Source organism: Hyphomonas adhaerens MHS-3 (genome assembly GCF_000685235.1).
Classification (GTDB): Bacteria; Pseudomonadota; Alphaproteobacteria; order Caulobacterales; family Hyphomonadaceae; genus Hyphomonas; species Hyphomonas adhaerens.
In genome coordinates, this window is record NZ_ARYH01000001.1 from 2,011,347 (window position 1) to 2,028,345 (window position 16,999).

19 protein-coding genes are annotated in these 16,999 nt (G+C 62.4%); 10 read left to right on the forward strand and 9 right to left on the reverse strand.

The features are described 5' to 3' along the window. Position 1: 1 nt before the first annotated feature. On the reverse strand, positions 2-1,648 hold the full coding sequence (locus HAD_RS09925; protein ID WP_035570803.1) for an ATP-binding cassette domain-containing protein: 1,647 nt from the start codon (positions 1,646-1,648) through the stop codon (positions 2-4). After that, positions 1,642-3,333 carry a thiol reductant ABC exporter subunit CydD gene (cydD, locus tag HAD_RS09930; RefSeq protein ID WP_051596095.1) on the reverse strand — a complete coding sequence of 564 codons (1,692 nt, stop codon included), beginning with the start codon at positions 3,331-3,333 and terminating at the stop codon, positions 1,642-1,644. The genes HAD_RS09925 and cydD overlap by 7 nt, the downstream gene beginning before the upstream one ends. A gap of 131 nt (positions 3,334-3,464) precedes the next feature. Between cydD and HAD_RS09935 the strand changes: the two genes are divergently transcribed. From HAD_RS09935 to HAD_RS09955, 5 genes are read left to right on the forward strand one after another with little or no spacing between them, the layout of a single operon-like run. After that, positions 3,465-5,069, forward strand: a complete 1,605-nt coding sequence (locus tag HAD_RS09935; RefSeq protein WP_051596096.1) for a cytochrome ubiquinol oxidase subunit I — start codon at positions 3,465-3,467, stop codon at positions 5,067-5,069. Between the two features lie 12 nt (positions 5,070-5,081). Further along, positions 5,082-6,224 carry a cytochrome d ubiquinol oxidase subunit II gene (gene cydB / locus HAD_RS09940; RefSeq protein ID WP_035570805.1) on the forward strand — a complete coding sequence of 381 codons (1,143 nt, stop codon included), beginning with the start codon at positions 5,082-5,084 and terminating at the stop codon, positions 6,222-6,224. A gap of 16 nt (positions 6,225-6,240) precedes the next feature. Next, complete coding sequence (gene cydX / locus HAD_RS09945; RefSeq protein ID WP_034765495.1) at positions 6,241-6,360, forward strand: cytochrome bd-I oxidase subunit CydX; 120 nt, start codon at positions 6,241-6,243, stop codon at positions 6,358-6,360. Beyond that, the gene (locus HAD_RS09950; RefSeq protein ID WP_035570808.1) at positions 6,360-6,818 is read left to right on the forward strand and encodes a DsrE family protein; all 459 of its coding nucleotides are present in this window, start codon (positions 6,360-6,362) and stop codon (positions 6,816-6,818) included. The genes cydX and HAD_RS09950 overlap by 1 nt, the downstream gene beginning before the upstream one ends. A gap of 16 nt (positions 6,819-6,834) precedes the next feature. Continuing rightward, complete coding sequence (locus tag HAD_RS09955) at positions 6,835-7,338, forward strand: hypothetical protein (protein WP_035570809.1); 504 nt, start codon at positions 6,835-6,837, stop codon at positions 7,336-7,338. Here the strand turns inward: HAD_RS09955 and HAD_RS09960 are convergent. Beyond that, complete coding sequence (locus HAD_RS09960; protein WP_035570811.1) at positions 7,335-7,793, reverse strand: Rrf2 family transcriptional regulator; 459 nt, start codon at positions 7,791-7,793, stop codon at positions 7,335-7,337. The genes HAD_RS09955 and HAD_RS09960 overlap by 4 nt on opposite strands. A 368-nt stretch (positions 7,794-8,161) precedes the next feature. Between HAD_RS09960 and HAD_RS09965 the strand changes: the two genes are divergently transcribed. Continuing rightward, positions 8,162-8,794, forward strand: coding sequence for a peroxiredoxin (locus HAD_RS09965; RefSeq protein ID WP_035570813.1), 633 nt, complete (start codon positions 8,162-8,164; stop codon positions 8,792-8,794). 83 nt (positions 8,795-8,877) lie between these two features. On the opposite strand, the gene HAD_RS17980 is transcribed toward HAD_RS09965, so the two are convergent. Then, entirely contained in the window at positions 8,878-9,183 is a 306-nt protein-coding gene (locus HAD_RS17980) for a hypothetical protein (RefSeq protein WP_051596097.1), read from the reverse strand. A 158-nt stretch (positions 9,184-9,341) separates the two neighbouring features. Here HAD_RS17980 and HAD_RS09975 point away from each other — a divergent pair, with 158 nt between their 5' ends. From HAD_RS09975 to HAD_RS09990, 4 genes are all read left to right on the forward strand, one after another. Beyond that, the gene (locus HAD_RS09975; protein ID WP_035570815.1) at positions 9,342-10,481 is read left to right on the forward strand and encodes an ATP-grasp domain-containing protein; all 1,140 of its coding nucleotides are present in this window, start codon (positions 9,342-9,344) and stop codon (positions 10,479-10,481) included. Positions 10,482-10,564: 83 nt separating this feature from the next. Further along, positions 10,565-10,906 (forward strand): helix-turn-helix domain-containing protein, encoded by a 342-nt coding sequence (locus HAD_RS17985; protein ID WP_051596098.1) that lies wholly within the window; start codon positions 10,565-10,567, stop codon positions 10,904-10,906. A gap of 89 nt (positions 10,907-10,995) precedes the next feature. Next, complete coding sequence (locus HAD_RS09985) at positions 10,996-12,162, forward strand: CaiB/BaiF CoA transferase family protein (protein WP_035570816.1); 1,167 nt, start codon at positions 10,996-10,998, stop codon at positions 12,160-12,162. 114 nt (positions 12,163-12,276) lie between these two features. Continuing rightward, positions 12,277-12,819 (forward strand): GNAT family N-acetyltransferase, encoded by a 543-nt coding sequence (locus tag HAD_RS09990; RefSeq protein WP_084331868.1) that lies wholly within the window; start codon positions 12,277-12,279, stop codon positions 12,817-12,819. Here the strand turns inward: HAD_RS09990 and HAD_RS09995 are convergent. The 5 genes from HAD_RS09995 to HAD_RS10015 form a co-directional block, all read right to left on the reverse strand. Further along, the gene (locus tag HAD_RS09995; protein ID WP_035570817.1) at positions 12,816-13,772 is read right to left on the reverse strand and encodes an alpha/beta hydrolase; all 957 of its coding nucleotides are present in this window, start codon (positions 13,770-13,772) and stop codon (positions 12,816-12,818) included. The genes HAD_RS09990 and HAD_RS09995 overlap by 4 nt on opposite strands. Beyond that, positions 13,772-14,512, reverse strand: a complete 741-nt coding sequence (locus tag HAD_RS10000) for an SDR family NAD(P)-dependent oxidoreductase (RefSeq protein ID WP_035570818.1) — start codon at positions 14,510-14,512, stop codon at positions 13,772-13,774. The genes HAD_RS09995 and HAD_RS10000 overlap by 1 nt, the downstream gene beginning before the upstream one ends. A gap of 76 nt (positions 14,513-14,588) precedes the next feature. After that, the gene (locus HAD_RS10005; RefSeq protein ID WP_241765342.1) at positions 14,589-15,425 is read right to left on the reverse strand and encodes an alpha/beta fold hydrolase; all 837 of its coding nucleotides are present in this window, start codon (positions 15,423-15,425) and stop codon (positions 14,589-14,591) included. 146 nt (positions 15,426-15,571) lie between these two features. Next, entirely contained in the window at positions 15,572-15,952 is a 381-nt protein-coding gene (locus tag HAD_RS10010; protein WP_035570819.1) for a hypothetical protein, read from the reverse strand. Between the two features lie 235 nt (positions 15,953-16,187). Continuing rightward, entirely contained in the window at positions 16,188-16,865 is a 678-nt protein-coding gene (locus HAD_RS10015) for a Fe2+-dependent dioxygenase (RefSeq protein WP_035570821.1), read from the reverse strand. Positions 16,866-16,999: the final 134 nt, after the last annotated feature.

The window sequence follows — 16,999 nt, forward strand, 5'->3', positions numbered from 1 at the left end:
CTTAGCTCTGGATATGAACTTCACTGGAGGAAAGCTTCTCGAAAGCCACATCCAGGGGTTTGTGTGCCAGGGCGATCAGGGCGCGAGGTGCCTCGGACGCCCATGTATCAAGGTTCACGGCAAGCCGCCGGGCGAGGTCTGCCTCCAGGCCGGCGAAGGGTTCGTCCAGAATCAGGATCTCCGGTTTGGCCAGCAGCGCGCGGGCGAGTCCAATGCGGCGCAACTCTCCGCCGGAGAATGGCAGATCGCCTTCGTGGAACATGATGTCCAGACCTTCGGGCCGGGCGGCAACAAATGCGTCGGCGCAGGCGATGCGCAAGGTGCGCCAGATCTCGTCCTCGGTGGCTTCCGGCGCAGCGAGACGCATCTGGTCCGCCAGCGTGCCGGGCAGGAAAGCCGGAAATTGCGGACTGATCGCGACATGGGCCAGAACGCTTGCGATGCGTGTGGTCTCTGCCGGGACGCCATTGTACGTCAGCATGCCGGGTGAAACAGGATGCAGGCGCATCAGGGCTTCGGCCACGGTTGTTTTGCCGCTGCCGGAAGGACCGATCAGCTGCAACAGCGTTCCCGGCGAGACTGTGAAACTCAATGGGCCAATCATCGGCGCATTGGGCGCCGCCTGAGCCATCAGGCCATTTGCCGAAAGCGGAAACAGGCTGTCCAGAGAGGCCGCCGATTCCAGTGGTGGATCCCAGCTCGCTTCAGCCGGTTGCAGGCGGGCGGCAAGGCGCTCGGCTGCCACACCGGAGCGGGCGCGGGCATCAAAGACTTTCAACATTGCACCTGTGGATTCAAAGGCGGCCATCAGGGCGAGCGCGGCGCCAGTCGCCATCGCGATGCTGGATTGCGCCTCCGCGGCCCGCCACAGGACCAGCAGCGCCAGCGCAAGGCCAGCTGTGGCCGTGAACGCGCCGAGATTGCGGTAGGGCGCTTCAATCGCGTCGCGGCCGGAGACCTGTTCTTCCAGTGCCGCCTGCGCGACGCGCGTCTCACGGCCCATGGCCCCGAGGATGTCGAGTTCTATTGCATTTTCGACAAGGCGGGAGGTTTGCTCCCGCGCCAGTTCCGCCTGCCGGGCATTCGCGTCGGCCGCGCGGTGGGAGCGTTGAACGGCCATGGCCGGGAACGCCCAGCCTGTGCACAGAAAAGCGGCCAATGCCAAAAGGCCGCTGATCCAGTCGCTCGCAAAAACAAATCCGAGCGCAACGGCAATGCCGGCGATCACCGCGGCGGCCGGGCTGTAGACACGAAGAAAGCCGGCCTCTGCTGCGTCGACGTCATCGATCAGCGTGCTGAGGTCTTTTGCGGGCATGGAGGTGAAGCCGCGCTGGGTCGACGCGCTCGCGGCGAAGAGCTGCGGCCGGAGGACGGCCGACAGGCTGAGTGTCGCATCATGGCCAACCAGCTGCTCGCCATAGCGCGTGAGGACGCGCGAGAAAGCTGCGCCGCGCACGCCTGCGCTGGGGTAGAGATGGTTGAAGACATAGCCCGCCCCGGCAGAGCCTGCGATGGCGGCTGCGGTCAGGAACCAGCCAGACAAACCGAGCAGGACTATGCTCGATGCGCCGGCAAGGCCCGACAGGAGCAAAGCGAGGCCAAAGCGGATTTTGCCCGGCCGGCCGAGAAGGCGCCAGAGTTTCAGCATCCCGAATCCTCCGGCATGAGTTGGGGCTGCAGCCATATCACCTCATCAGATGCGGCGATCAGGGTGTCCGAATGGCTGGCGACCAGAAGTGTGCGGTCTGTCGCCAGGTCTTTCAGCTTGCGGAGAAAATCTTCCTCGGCGTCCGGGTCCAGGTGCGCCGTCGGCTCATCGAGCAGGAGAATCGGCGCGTTGCGCAGAAGTGCGCGGGCGAGGGCGATCCGCTGGCGCTGGCCGCCGGAAAGCCCGGCACCGAAGCGGGCAAGGTCCTGTTCCAGCCCGCCGCGACCCTCGTCAGCGAAGTCGAGAATACCTGCCTGACGCGCTGCATCCTTGATCTCATCCGGTCCGGCGTCAGGCCGGGCGATGGCGATGTTCTCCCGGATCGTACCCTCCATAAGCCACGGCGTCTGGCCGATATAGGCGATGGAGTCTGCAAGGCTTTCGCCGGGTTGCAATGTATGCGCGTCCACCCGAATCTCGCCACCGGTCAGCCGGGCCCGGCCAATCAGAGCGAGCAGGGCGGTCGACTTGCCCGATCCGGATGGCCCGGCCAGCGTGGTCACCTTTCCGGGCAGTGCTTTGAAGGTAAGGTCTGAGACGGCTGTTTTGCCATCGCCCCAGCCGAGGGCCGTCTGATCGAATGTGATCACCGGGGCGCTTTCGAGCGGGGGCCGTTTTGTCACCGGGAAATCGCTGCGATGGGCCAGCCAGTCCGACAGCATGCTGGCGGCTGCGGCGGCGTCCGCACGATCATGGTGCAGGCTCGAGAGCTTGCGGATGGGGCTGAAGAATTCGGGCGCGAGGATCAGGGCGGTGAGGCCTTCGGCCAAAGTCAGGGTTTCGCCGGTGCCGAACGGGAAAACGCCGAGCAGTTTGAACCCGATATAGACCGCGACCAGCGCGATGGAGACCGATGCGAAGAATTCCAGCACGGCGGTCGACAGGAAAGCCACGCGCAGGATGGCCATGGTGCGGTCGCGTAGCTGGAGGGCGGCATCCTCAAGGCTGGCCGTCTCACGGCGGATCCCGCGAAACGCCCGGATCAGGCCGGACTGCGCCGCACGGGACTGGAAGGCGCCGGACAGGTCATCCAGTGCGGCCTGTTGGGCTTTGGCCCGGGCGGCGGTCTCGCTGGCGGTCAGCCAGATGAACACCGGCAGCACCATGACCGACACGAGCAGCAGCACGGCGGACAGCCAGCTCTGGGTCGCGACAGCAATCAGGATGATCACGGGCCCGGTGACGGCGAGGCGCATGCCGGGCAGCCATCGTGCGGCGTACCCTTCGAGTTTTGCCGTGCGGTCGATGATCTGTGCTGTGCGGGTGCCGGCGTCAGCGCCGCCGAGCCAACCGGCCCCGGCCTTTGACAAGGTTTCGAAAATCTCGGCCCGGGCTGCATTCACCATGGTCTGTCCGGCGCGGGCGAGCAGAAGGTCTCCCAGCCAGCCCGATATGCCCCGGACCAGCACGCCGGCAGCGGCGACCGGCAGGCCCGGCCCGGCTGGCTGGCCAGCGGCGATGGCAGCAACGCTGTGGCCGATGCCCCAGGCGATGGCGATCCATCCGGCCATGGCCAGAATCTGGCAGGCAAGGCCCAGACTGACCGCGCGCTGCGATGCGCCTGCCCAGAGCCGGAGCGCACTACGCGTCCGCTTTTTCTCAGAATTTTCAGTGTCTTCGGGCATGTTCAGTAATTATGGCTTATAAGTGTTATATTGCATGCGACTTTTTGCGCTATCGTTTGTTAAGGGTGGCAGGCATAAATGTGCCGACATGAAGACGAGAGACCGCAGTATTATGTGGTCAGGAGACAACCATGCCTGAACTATTAGTCGCTGACCTGTCGCGCTGGCAATTTGCGCTGACAGCCATGTACCATTTCCTGTTCGTGCCACTGACGCTTGGGCTTTCCATGCTGCTGGTGGTCATGGAAGGCGCTTATGTGATGACCGGCAAGGAGGTGTGGCGACGCACCACCAAGTTCTGGGGCACCCTGTTCGGAATCAATTTCGTCCTGGGCGTGGCCACCGGTATCACGATGGAATTCCAGTTCGGGATGAACTGGTCCTATTATTCGCACTATGTGGGCGACATTTTCGGCGCGCCACTGGCGATTGAGGGCCTGATGGCGTTCTTCCTTGAAGCGACGCTTGTCGGCCTGATGTTCTTCGGTTGGGACAAGCTGTCCCGTCCGGCCCACTGGTTCGTCACCTTCCTCGTGGCGCTGGGCTCGAACCTGTCTGCCCTGTGGATTCTGATCGCCAATGGCTGGATGCAGAACCCGGTCGGGTCCGAGTTCAATCCGGACACGATGCGGATGGAAGTCACCAATTTCATGGAAGTGCTTTTCAATCCGGTCGCGCAGGCCAAGTTCGTCCACACGGTCAGCGCCGGCTATGTGACGGCATCGGTTTTCGTGCTTGGCATTTCCGCCTGGTACGTTCTGAAGAACCGGCACCTTGGTCTCGCCAAACGCTCGATGGCGGTCGCGGCCAGCTTCGGTCTTCTGTCAGCCCTGTCGGTCGTCGTCCTCGGTGACGAAAGCGGCTATGCGCTGACGGATAACCAGAAGATGAAACTCGCCTCGCTGGAGGCCATGTGGGAAACGGAGTCCGCGCCAGCAGGCCTGACCCTTATCGGCATTCCGAACCAGAAAGAGCACCGGACCGACTACGCCATCCATGTCCCTTACGTGCTTGGCCTGATTGCGACCCGCTCGCTTGACGGTGAAGTCGAAGGTATCCTGCCGCTGGTCGCAGTGGCGGAAGACAGGATCGAAAACGGGATCCGCGCCTACACGGCTGTAGAAGCGCTGAACGACAACCCGAACGACGTCGAGGCGCGCGAGATCTTCGAGCAGACCAAACAGGATCTTGGCTATGCCATGCTCCTGAAACGGTATGTCGATGATCCGGCAACCGCCGACCGTGCGACGATCGAGAAAGCTGCCATGGACACCGTTCCGAATGTGGCCATGTCGTTCTTCTCTTTCCGCATCATGGCCGGCGTCGGCTTCCTGTTCATCGCGATGTTCGCCGTCGCCTTCTATTTCGTGAGCCTGAAGCGCAAAGTGCCGCGCTGGTTCCTGTATCTGGCATTCTTCTCCATTCCGCTGCCCTGGATTGCGGCGGAGCTTGGCTGGATCCTTGCCGAAACAGGCCGCCAGCCCTGGGTGATCGACGGTGTGCTGCCGACCTTCATGGGGGTCTCCAGCCTGTCGGCGACGCAGGTCATCATGACTATGGTCGGCTTCACGCTGCTCTATGGCACGCTGGCCGTGATCGAGATCACGCTGATGATCCGCGCCGTGAAGCTCGGCCCCGGTGCCCGCATCCTGCCCAAGGGCATGAGCGGCGGCGGTCCCGACACCCATAATGAACCCGTGCCGGCCCGTCCGCGCACCATCCAGTTTGACAAATAGGAGGACAGGACAATGGAACTTCCTCTCGACTATGCAACGCTGAAAGTCCTCTGGTGGGGCCTCGTCGGCGTGCTGCTCATCGGTTACGCCCTGACGGACGGATATGACCTTGGCGTCGCGTCGCTGCTGCCCTTCGTGGCAAAGAACGACAAGGAACGGCGTCTCGTCATCAACTCCATCGGTCCGATGTGGGAAGGCCACCAGGTGTGGCTGATCACGGGCGGCGGCGCCTTGTTCGCGGCCTGGCCCTATGTGTATGCGATCAGTTTCTCCGGATTCTATCTCGCCATGTTCGTGGTGCTTGCCGCACTGATCTTGAGGCCTGTGGGCTTCAAGTACCGGTCAAAACGGGAAAGCGCCACCTGGCGTACCTCGTGGGACTGGGCGCTGTTCGTCGGCGGCTTTGTTCCGGCCCTGATCTTCGGTGTGGCCCTTGGCAATGTGCTGCAGGGTGTTCCGTTCGACATCGACCGGACGCTGCGGGCGACTTATACGGGCGGCCTGCTCGGCTTGCTGAATCCGTTTGCCCTTCTGTGCGGTCTCGCGTCGGTGGCGATGCTCGTCGTGCATGGGGCGTCCTGGCTGGTCGTGAAGATCGAGCATGGGCATGTCATGAACCGGGCGGCGAAGTTCGGCCAGATCGCTGCGCTGCTGGTCATCGTCTTCTACGCGGCGGCTGGAATCTGGCTCGCCATGGCGGGCATGGGCTATCGCATCGTGACGGACATTGATCCGAACGGCGTGGCCAATCCGCTGCGCAAGGAAGTCGTCCTGGAAGCGGGTGCCTGGCTCACCAATTACGGCAAGTATCCGTGGATGATCCTCGCACCGGCGCTCGGCTTTATCGGCTCGGCCCTGGCCTTCATTGGCCTCCGGAACAAGACATCTCTGTCTCTGATCGGGTCCGGCCTTGCCGCGACCGGCATCGTGGCGTCCGTCGGCGCATCGATGTTCCCCTTCATCCTGCCCAGCTCGATCAACCCGAATGCCAGCCTGACCGTGTGGGACAGCTCGTCCAGCCATCTCACCCTGTTCATCATGCTGATCGTGACGGTCATCTTCGTTCCGATCATTCTGGCCTATACAGCCTGGGTGTTCAAAGTCCTCTGGGGTCGTCTGACCACAGAGGAGGCAAACGCCGCCGGCACCTATTAAGCGGAAGGAAAACGATATGTGGTATTTCAGCTGGATACTTGGCCTTGGCCTTGCGCTGACCTTCGGCATCCTCAATGCGATGTGGAACGAAGTTTCCATGGGCGAAGCCGGTGAGAACGATCTGGAGATCGATTGATGCGCGGATTGCTGGTCGCGTGTGCAGCCTTGGTGCTGCCGGCGTGTGCGGCGGTTGCTGACACGCCGCCAGCCGCTGCGGCCGGGGATGCTGGCCGTCCGATGCTCACCATCCTGACCAGCGGCGATGCAGAGACGCAACTGATGGCGCTGGTGCTGACGAAGGCGGCGATGGCGAAGGGCGTGACACCGCAGATTCTGCTGTGCAGCGCTGCGGGCGATCTCGCCCTGAAATCACCGCCGCCGGAAGCTCTCGCACCGCTTCAGCCGAAGGGCGCCAGTCCGGCTGGCCTGTTGCGGTCCCTGAAGGCCGAAGGCGTGAAGGTTGATGTGTGTGCCATCTACCTCCCCAATCGCCCCTTCGGCGCCGAGGCGCTGGAAGACGGGATCGGGGTTGCCGCGCCGCCTGACATTGCGTCTGCCTTCACGGCAGAGGGCGCGACCGTTCTGAGCTTCTGAAAGGAGCGATGCAGATATGAACAAGACGCTGGCAGTCTTTGGCTGGATCTTTTTCGGACTGATCATGGGTGTCGGCCTGATGCGCTTCATGTCCACGCATGAGGAACTCAACGAACTGGCGACCGAAACGGCGCGCCCCGAACGGACGGCCGATGGCCGTCTGGCGCTTTACTACACGGCGGATGACCGGGGACATATCAGCAGCGAAATGCTGGGGTTCCTGCAAGGGCTGCAGACGATTAGCGGAGCCATCGCGGATGAAGACCGGGAAACCATCCGCGATGCGGCGGGTGCCTTGCGGCGCGGCAATGGCCAAGGGCAGGCCGTGCAACTGAAGAGCCCGGAAGGATTCCGGATGATCGGTCGGTCGCTTCGTCAGGATTTCAGCGCCATGTCGGATATGGCCATGACGGCAGACATGGACGAGCTCCAGCTGCTGGTCAGCGATGCGATGGGAAAATGCGTCGCCTGTCATGGCAGCTACAAGGCGGTTGAAGTCGAAGAGCCGGCAGCCGACTAGCAGCCTGTGTCCAAGGCCTCGCGATTGCTTTCAAGCCGTTCCAGCAAAACCGGTCCATTTGCAATGATGTCCGCCAGCGTGACCTTGTCCAGTTCGGCGAAGAAGGCCCGCAGGCCTGCGCGGAACAGCGTACTGAACTTGCAGACGCCAATCAGCGGGCAGGTATTGGTCGTCGGATTGAAACACTCAACGATTTCGAGGTCGCCCTCCGTGTGGCGAACCACCTCGCCAATGATGATGCGCTCGGGCGGGCGGCCGAGACGGACGCCGCCGGTCCGGCCGCGGACATTCTCAAGATAACCGAGCTGGCCCAGCTGGCGGGCCGCTTTCAGAAGGTGCGCCTTGGAAATCCCGTGCGCGTCGGCGACATCCTGAATACGCACCAGCTGGTCTGGGTGCAGGGCACAATACATCAGCGTCCGGAGCGCATAGTTTGTGTAAGCTGTCAGTCGCACGTTTCCAGTTTCCTCCCGGACGCTTCGCCACCCGGCTTTTATTTTTGCCACATAAAAGTGTCAAAACGATTGACACTATTCTGTTGTGGATACGGAATTTGTCAATTCAAAACTTTACGGGGCGTATTTTCCGGGTGTCGGGGGGCATCGTCTGATGAACAGAAATATGAATACATTCAACGTTGTATAGTTTCTTCCATTGGCGGTTGAGAGTGGCGTCCCATAAATTCGTTCTATGGCAGGCATCGGTAGAATGAGTTTGCAAAGTATGATACAAAATAACACATTAAATTCAGGAAGCGGCCCGTGCGACAAGCCGGGTCAAATCCGGGAACTGACAAGTTAAACGAATAGAAGGATTATCTGCCATGTCATTGCGTATCGGAGATACTGCCCCCGATTTTACCGTTGCCACCCAGAAGGGAGAGATTTCCTTCCACGAATGGGCGGGCGACAGCTGGGTTTTCTTCTTCTCTCACCCCGCGGATTTCACCCCGGTCTGCACCACGGAAATGGGCCGCACGGCTCAGCTGGCGGATAAGTTCGCTGCCCGCAACGTGAAGCCACTCGGCCTGTCCACGGATACGGTGGAAGAGCACGTCAAATGGATTGAGGACGTCAACGATACCCAGAACACCAATCTGGAATTCCCGATCGTTGCCGACAAGGACCTCAAGATCGCCCAGACCTACGACATGATCCATCCGGATGAGAGTAACACCCAGGCGGTGCGGTCGGTCTTCATTATCGACCCGAACAAGAAAATCCGCCTGACCATGACCTATCCGATGTCGGTGGGCCGGAACTTCGATGAGATCCTGCGTGTGATCGACGCCCTCCAGACCAGCGACGCCAACAAGGTTGCGACGCCGGCAGACTGGGTCCCGGGCAAGAAGGTGATCATTCCGCCGTCCATCAGCGATGAAGATGCCAAATCCCTGTTCCCGCAGGGCTGGGAAACCCTTCGTCCCTATCTGCGCCTCACGGACGTGAAGGCCTGATCAGACCGCTGCCCTTCTGACCCCCTACCAACGACAGGGCAGCCAGGATCGCGCAGGTGCCCGTCACCTGCGCGATTTCCTTTTCAGGCATCGCCAAACAGGTCGCCGGTCGCCTCGTCGCGGACGTTGGCGAGGTCTTCGCCGATATAGAAGCAGGGATGCTTCAGGCGGGACAAGCCGATGCCCCGCTCAAAGTGGACCCAGCCGCCATTCGGCATGCGCAGGCTGAGGATCGGTGCATCGCAAACCGGGCAGGCGGAATGGAAGGATGCGCCCTTCGCTTCGCCGCCTTTGTCCTCGACCGGCACCCAACTGGGCGCGACCTGGACACTGTCACCGGATGCCAGGCGCCGGACATGAGCCCGCCGCCGAACCCATTTGATGGACATATCAGCCTCCTCACACTGGGGATGAGCAGACCATGCCGGCGATTCGGTTAAGGTCGGTTAAGTGTTGCAGGCAGAATAGGTATTTGCCCGTAATCTGTAATGGGTACGCTTGTTTCAGAAGTCCCAAAACAGGCGTGAAACTGGCAAGAAAGTTGCGAATGTCCCTTCCATACAGCCGCCGGAAACGGATTCCGGAACGTATTGGCACAGGAAGGCGCAACAAGGCGATGGGCACACAGGGCGACATTCTCATAGTGATTCATGGTCCGGGGCGCGGCCGCGATGTGCCCACTGGCCATGTATTCATGGACCGTGTGCGCGAAACCGATCCGGCGTTTGCCGCGCGGATCCGCTTTCACGAAACCGGGGCGCCTGCGCCGGACCTGTCGGGTGTCAGCCTGGTCACGTTCTGGCTGGGTGACCCGCTGAAGGAAAAATATCCGGCGTGTTTCGCCGACGCCGCCAGCATCGCCAAAGCGGCACGCGAGGCCGGGATCCGGGTACTCAACAATCCGGAAGCGCTGAGCAATACAGCCAAGACCCGGCAGTCTGCCATCTGGTCCCAGGAACGCCTGCCGTCGGCCCGCGCGCGGATCGTCAACAGACCGTCCAGCCTGGCGCAGGTCTGCAAGGAGCTGGGAGGGACCTGTATCGTCCGGTCGGATGTGGAACATGCCCAGCGTGACGTGATCATCATCCGCAGCGAGGCGGATGCCCGCCGCGCCGCGAAGACATGTGCCTTCCCGGTTGCCGTGATCCAGCTCTACGATATCCGGGCCGAATACCGGGCCGCCGGTGCGGACCCGTCCAGCCTTTTCACACGCTATCATCACAAGGCCCGTGCCTTTGTGTTCGGCGATACGGTGATGCCGAGCCACCTGTTCTTCGCGCCGGATCTTGTGGTGGGTCTGTCAAACTGCCTGTTGAAGCGGGAGTCCCGTCCCCGCCGGCGCGTGGGGCACCGGTTTGGCTATCATCGCAAATTGCTGGGCGACATGATCCGCGAGGATCAGTCGTATTTCGACAGCGACCCGCTTCATGCCAGAACTCTGGTGGAGGGCGTGCGAGCCCTTGGGCTCGACTTTGCGGCGGTCGATTACAGTATCCGTCCGGATGGTTCCGCCATCCTGTGGGAGGCCAATCCCTATTTCTACCTGCCGCCCGGGGAGCAAAGCGTGCTGAGCGCCGAGCGCAACGCCGTCGACCGCGTGAACCAGTCGCTGGACTGGATGGCGGCAAATCTCCAGGCCGCAGCGGTGAGTGCGCAGGCCGGCCCGCGTCTGATGCAGGCCTCGTGACTGTCATATAAGTTTGACGGCCAAGACAAGAAACTGTCGACGAACGGACATATGGAAGGCTCGAAGGTACGGGGCGTTCCGATATGTCTGGCGATCCTCAGCTCGTTTATTCCCTTGAGATCAAGGTGCTCGACCTTGAGGCAAAGGTTGCGTCACTCGAAAAGAACCTGGACCGGCTCGCCCGCGAGGTCAGCGCCACGGACTCCGTCAATATACCGGCAGATGTTCTCGATCTGATCGGCCAGGGGGAACATCCGGTCCGCGCGGTGCGGCAGTACCGGTTGCTGACCCAGAAGGAACTGGGCGAGCGCAGCGGCATCCGTGCCAATCACATCTCCGCAATCGAGCGCGGCATGCCGTATGGGCTGAAAACAGCCAAACGTCTGTCGAGTGCGCTGGATGTGCCGGTCAGCCTGCTCACCTGACTTGTTTCCCTAAGGAAATCCCCACGCGGCAGGCCTTGCCAAGGCCTTGGGGCGTGTCCCATTGAATACCGGAAAACAGGGAGATGCCCATGCCGGGAACAAGCGTGCTGTCCGATATCCGAATTGCCGACATGACCACGGTAATCTTCGGTCCGTACTGCACCCAGACCCTGGCGGATATGGGGGCGGATGTCGTGAAGGTCGAACCGCCTTCCGGCGACGATTTCCGCAATGTCGGCAAGTCTGCCAAGAACAAGCACATGGGTCCCTGCCATATGACGATCAACCGCGGAAAGCGGTCGGTCGTCTGGGACATGAAATCCGATGAGGGCCAGGAAGCCATCCGGCGGCTGATCGAATGCAGCGATGTGTTCATCCACAATATTCGTCCGGATGCCGTGGCGCGGCTCGGCCTGACTTTCGAGGAAGTGAAGGCGATCAAGCCGGACATTGTTTATGTCCACTGCCTCGGTTTCGGGTCCGAAGGCCCCTATGCCGGCCGGCCGGCTTATGATGACCTGATCCAGGGCCTGTCGGCGGCGACCAGCCTGTTGCCGAAAGTCGACGGCAATCCGCGCCCGCGCTTCATTCCGACGGCGTTTGCCGACAAGGTTTCCGGCCTTCACGCAGTCTATGCGACGCTCGCCGCACTACGCCAGCGCGACCGGACGGGCGAGGCCGTGCATGTGGAAGTGCCGATGTTCGAATGCATCACGCACTTCCTGCTGGAAGAGCATTTCTATGAAGCGGCCTTCGATCCGCCGGTTGGTCCGTTCTGTTACCAGCGCCAGGTCGATCCCTGCCGCCAGCCGCTGCAGACGGCGAACGGCTATGTCGTCATCGCGCCTTACGTGGACCAGCGCTGGGTGAAGCTGTTCGAAGTCATGGGCGCGCCCGAAGAGCTCAAGGACGAGCGCATTGCCGACCGGCGCGGACGCTTCTTCAACATGGATTACATGATGGAGCGCGTGCAGCACTATTTCGTCAATCACACGACCGAGCACTGGCTGAAACTGCTGGCCGAAGCGGACATTCCGGCGGCTCAGGCGAACGATTTCCCGGACCTTCAGGACGATCCGCACCTCAAGGCCGTGAACTTCTTCCAGCGGCGCGAACACCCGACCGAAGGCGGGTATTGGGAAACCCAGCCGCCGGTCCAGTTCGTCGGCCAGCCGCAGCGGGAAATCACGCCCGCTCCGGCGATTGGAGAACATACCGACGATGTGCTCGCGGAGCTGGGCCTGAAGAAAGACTGACGATCGACCGATTGCGAACGATTCACAGTTTTCCCTGGAGTTGAAATTGACACCTCCCTGCAGGGGGATCAGGACTGTTTCCACCGAGTCCTAAGGAAGCGTGGAAACCCGCCCATGAGCGAGTTGGAAAATTGTGGCCCTCTTCTGCTGAGGGAGCCGACAATGGATGATGTGGAACGTCACTTTGCGATCTTCGGTGACCCGAAGGTCTCGGCTTACGTGCCGTCCGGACCGCTGGTCGACAAGGCTGACAGCCGGCGCATGCTGCGGACCATCAAAGACCATTGGTGGAAGTACCGTTTCGGCCACTGGGCCGTCTCCACGGTTGAGAACCCGGATCACGTGATTGGCTTTGGCGGGCTGGCTTACCGGCAGATCAATCGGAAGGAACGGCTCAATCTCCGTTTCCGCCTGGCCAGGGAGGCCTGGGGCAATGGCTACGGGCACCAGCTGGGCCTTGCGAGTTTCCACCTGGCCTTCCAGCAGCTGGATGCCGATGCGGTTCACGCCATTGTTCGCCCGGACAATCAAAGGATCATCCAGGCATTGGAGCAGCTGGGCATGCACCAGACCGAGACAGTGAGAGATGTGCCGGACGCGCCGCCCAGCCTGGTCTATTCGATCACCGCCGAAGCGGCCCGGGCCGCGCAGCTTTAGGCTGCCCCGATCCCTCTGGCCAATGCCTCCCGGGCATCGCGGGCAAACTGTTTCGTCACCCGGGCGCCCGCCACCCACATGAAGCCATGCGGCGCGCCGGGATAAACGTGCATCTCCACCGGTACGCCGGCGGCCATCAGGCGGCGGGCATAGTCGAGGTCTTCCTCGGTGAAGAGATCCATCGCGCCGGTTGAGATGAAGGCAGGCGGCAGGCCGGAGAGATCGTCGGCTCGCGCCGCAGCGGCGTAGGGCGATACGTCATGCCCGCCGGGCGCCTGGCCGAGCAGGGCCGTCCAGCCGAACCGGTTCTTTTCGCGGTCCCAGACAAATTCCCCAAACATGGGCGAAAGGTCCGCGCGGATCGTTGTCCGGTCATCCAGCATCGGGAAAATCAGGTACTGGAAGCAGAAGCTGTATTCCTTCCGGTCGCGCACCAGAAGGGCCAGCGCCGCGGCGAGGCCCCCGCCCGCGCTTTCGCCCGCGACGGCGATCCTCGATGTGTCGATGCCCAGCTGCTCGGCGTTCCGGTAGACCCAGGCGAGCGCGGCATAGGCATCTTCGACATTGCCGGGGAATGCCGTTTCAGGCGCAAGGCGATAGGCCGGCGCGATGACGACCGCGTCCATCCCTTTTGCCCAGGCGCAATGCTGCGGCGCGTTGCTTTCCGGGCTGCCCAGCACATAGCCGCCGCCATGCAGGTGCAGGATGGCCGGCCGGTCTTTCCGGTCGGATGGCGTGCGGTAGATCTTCATCCGCACATCCGGTGCGCCGTCGCGGCCGGGCGCCATCTCCTGCACGATGGAGACTTCCGGCGGCAGCGGTGGCATCTGTTCCATCGCCATCTTTTCGCGGGCTTCGCGGATGGCGGGCATTTGCTCCCGCGACAGCGTCAGTGGCGGCATGGACAGGAAGAAGTCCTTCAGGTCCGGCTCCAGCAGGTGTTCGGATGACATTAGGCGCCTCCGTCGACCCGGATGATGGAGCCCGTCGTGAAGCTGGAATGGTCGGAGGCGAGATAGAGCGCAGCGGTGACAATCTCTTCCGGCTTGCCGGGGCGGCCGAGGGCGTTGTCGGATTTTTCCCGCGCCTCTTCCGTCCATGCCTTGGAGATATCGGTCAGGAAGGGCCCGGCGGCGATGGCGTTCACGCGCACTTCCGGGCCGTATTCGCGGGCGAAGCTGGTTGTCATCGCATTCAGCGCCGCCTTCGCCCCGGCATAGGACACGACGCGGGGCATCGGCACCAGTGAGGCGATGGAGGAGATGTTTATGATCGACCCGCCGCCGGCCTTCTTCATGCGGTCGCCGATGATCGCGGCGAGGCGGTACGGGCCTTTGAAGTTCAGGTTCATGACACTGTCGAACAGGTTTTCCGGCACGTCGTGGCTCGGCGTCAGCGGGCCCTTGCCGGCATTGTTCACGAGAATGTCGACCCGGCCGAATTCGGCATAGGCCGCCTCGATCAGCGCGTCGATGTCGTCCCACTTGCCGCAATGCGCGCCGACTGCCAGCGCCTTGCGGCCCATGGCGCGGACTTCGGCGGCGACCTCTTCACATGCTTCGACCTTGCGGCTGGCGATGATGACGTCGGCGCCGCGTTCGGCGAAGGCTTTCACCATCTGGTAGCCGAGGCCGCGGCTGCCACCGGTAACGAGGGCAACTTTGCCTTCCAGACTGAAGAGCGGATCTGCCATGGGTGTCCTCCTGATATGTTTCACGCCAGTCTAGCCGGGACGGACGCACACACCAGTCGTGACCTATGGTCAGGCCCTAGAGGAACGCTTTCAGGTCGGCGACGAACTCGTCCAGCTTGTCGTGGTGCAGCCAGTGGCCGGCATCCTTGTAGAGCTTCACGGTCGCGTTCTGGAAATGCGCGAGCCGGCCATCTTCCGCCGGGTTCGAGGCCCAGCTTTTCTCGCCATAGGCCAGCAGCGTCGGGCAGGTGATGTTGGCCCAGAGTTTTTCCAGCTCCTCCTGCGGCATGTCATAGGGCGTCATGACGCGGAAATAATTGTCGAACTTCCAGGAATAGGTGCCGTCTTCGTTCTGGCTGATGCCGTGAATGGTGAGGTGGCGGGCCTGCTCGCTGCTGAGATAGGCGTTTTCGTCCTTCATGCGTTTGTAGGCGTCTTCCAGCGAGGCGTATTTGCGCGGCACCCGGCCGGCGGCGGCGCGTTTGCCTTCGATCCAGTCGCGCATCCGCTTGTCAGGCGCTTCGGCGAAGCGTTCGGCCAGCAGTTTCGGCGACGGCCCCAGCCCCTCGATGGCGACCAGTTTTTTCACCATGTCCGGATAGACCCCGGCATAGCGCAGCGAGATGTTGCCGCCATAGGAATGGGCGACGATGTGGACCGGGCCGACATTCAGCTGGTGGATCAGCTGGGCGAGGTCATAGACATTGGCGCGGGGGCTGTACTCCCCGTCCGACGACCAGGCGCTGTCGCCATGGCCGCGCAGATCGGGCGCGATGATGTGCCAGTCGTCCCGTAATTCCTGGGCCACCCAGTCCCAGTTGCGGCAATGATCGCGCCCGCCATGCAGCAGGATCAGCGTCGGGGCGCCTTCATTGCCCCAGTCGACATAATGAAGCCGCAGGCGTTGCGACATGAAAGAGTGTGAAGTCGGTCCTGTAATCATGGCGCGAATGTCGGGCGCTGCGGCGGACTTGTCCAGACATGCCGTCGCGCCCAGCACGTGCGGCGCCCGTGAAGGCGCTTGGTGGAGAGGCCGGGTTTTCAGGCAGGTGGGGCGCGTCAGGTTTCCGGCAGGGGCAGGTTCCGGCCGCGCGATGGCGCGCTGCGGCTGTGCGGTGAGCGAAGATCGCCGGCCTCAGGAGCGCTTGCGAATTCGGACGCATAGGCGGGTGCGAAGGCGCGGCCATCGCAGGCGGCGGCGAGGCGGTCACAGGACTGAGCCGGTGGGCTCAGCCAGGTTCGATCCGTTTTCTGGGATGGCATCCAGTCGATGCTTGTGAGGAACACCCGGCCATTAGGTGACACACTCCAGTGATACTGGACCCCTCTTCCATAGGCCGCCCGCACCGCCGCGCGGAGCAGCAGCACCTGGACCCAGATCATGGGCCAGAAATACGCAAGGTGCGGCGGGAAGCCTTTGGGTGGATGGAAGAGTGACATGGGCCGGAGTATACGTCCGGCCACGGAGGTGTCGGATAAGTTTGTTTTCGCGGCAATGGCTGCGGCAGGATCAGGCGGTGGGGGTGGTGGATAGCCTATGCGCGCGCTTCGAAGTCGCTTCAAAACCAGACAGGTGCTGGGCGACACCGACGCGTGACCGGCATCGCACAAAATCCGTCTACGCCATGATCAGGCGTGACCAGCCATGATCATACCGGACTAAACCGGACTTGCCTCAGGCGTCGCCCCAGAGGCGGAGCAGGTTCGAGATCGTCTTGGCCAGGGTCAGCATTTCCGGCGACTGGGCATCGTGCTGCTGGGCCAGCGTGGCGCGCAGGTTTTCAAGGTCGAACAGGATCTCGCGCGCGGCGGCATCGCGTACGGCGCTTTCGATCCAGCCGACGCAGACGATGCGCTCACCGGATGTGACCGGCCGCACTTCATGCAGCGTGGTGGAGGGGTAGAGCACAAGGTCGCCCGCATCGGGCTTCACGATGTGCTCGCCGGAGGGCGTGTCCACCGCCAGCTCGCCGCCGTCATAGGTGGACGGGTCGCTGAGGAAGATCGTGAAGGACAGGTCCGTGCGCAGGCGGCGCACGCCGGAGCCCATGAAGGCATTGTCGACATGCCGGCCATAGCCGCCGCCATTGCTGGCCCGGCTGATCATCAGGGGGGAGAAACGGCGCGGCTGGGCGGCGGCGCGCAGCACGGGGTGGCGCTCCAGGGCCGCCTGCACGAGCTTTTTCACGGCGGTGCCGGTGGCGCCGGTGAGGTCTGCCTGCTCGTTGCGCTTCACTTCGCGGGCCGTGGGGCCGGCGGTGTCTGCGCCGTCACGCCAGCTGAGGCCGGAGACGAGACTTGTGACCTTCTGCACCTGATTGGGGGTGAGGACTCTGGAAAGGGTGATCATCATGGGATTGTACGCGGCTTCCGGTGTGCGGGGGCAGGATCAGCCATGACTATGGCATGACCCGGCCGGACTTCGCCTAGCCCAGATACAGCGCTGCTGAAACCCGGGGGTTTTCCTTAGTCCGAGGGTTGACGGTG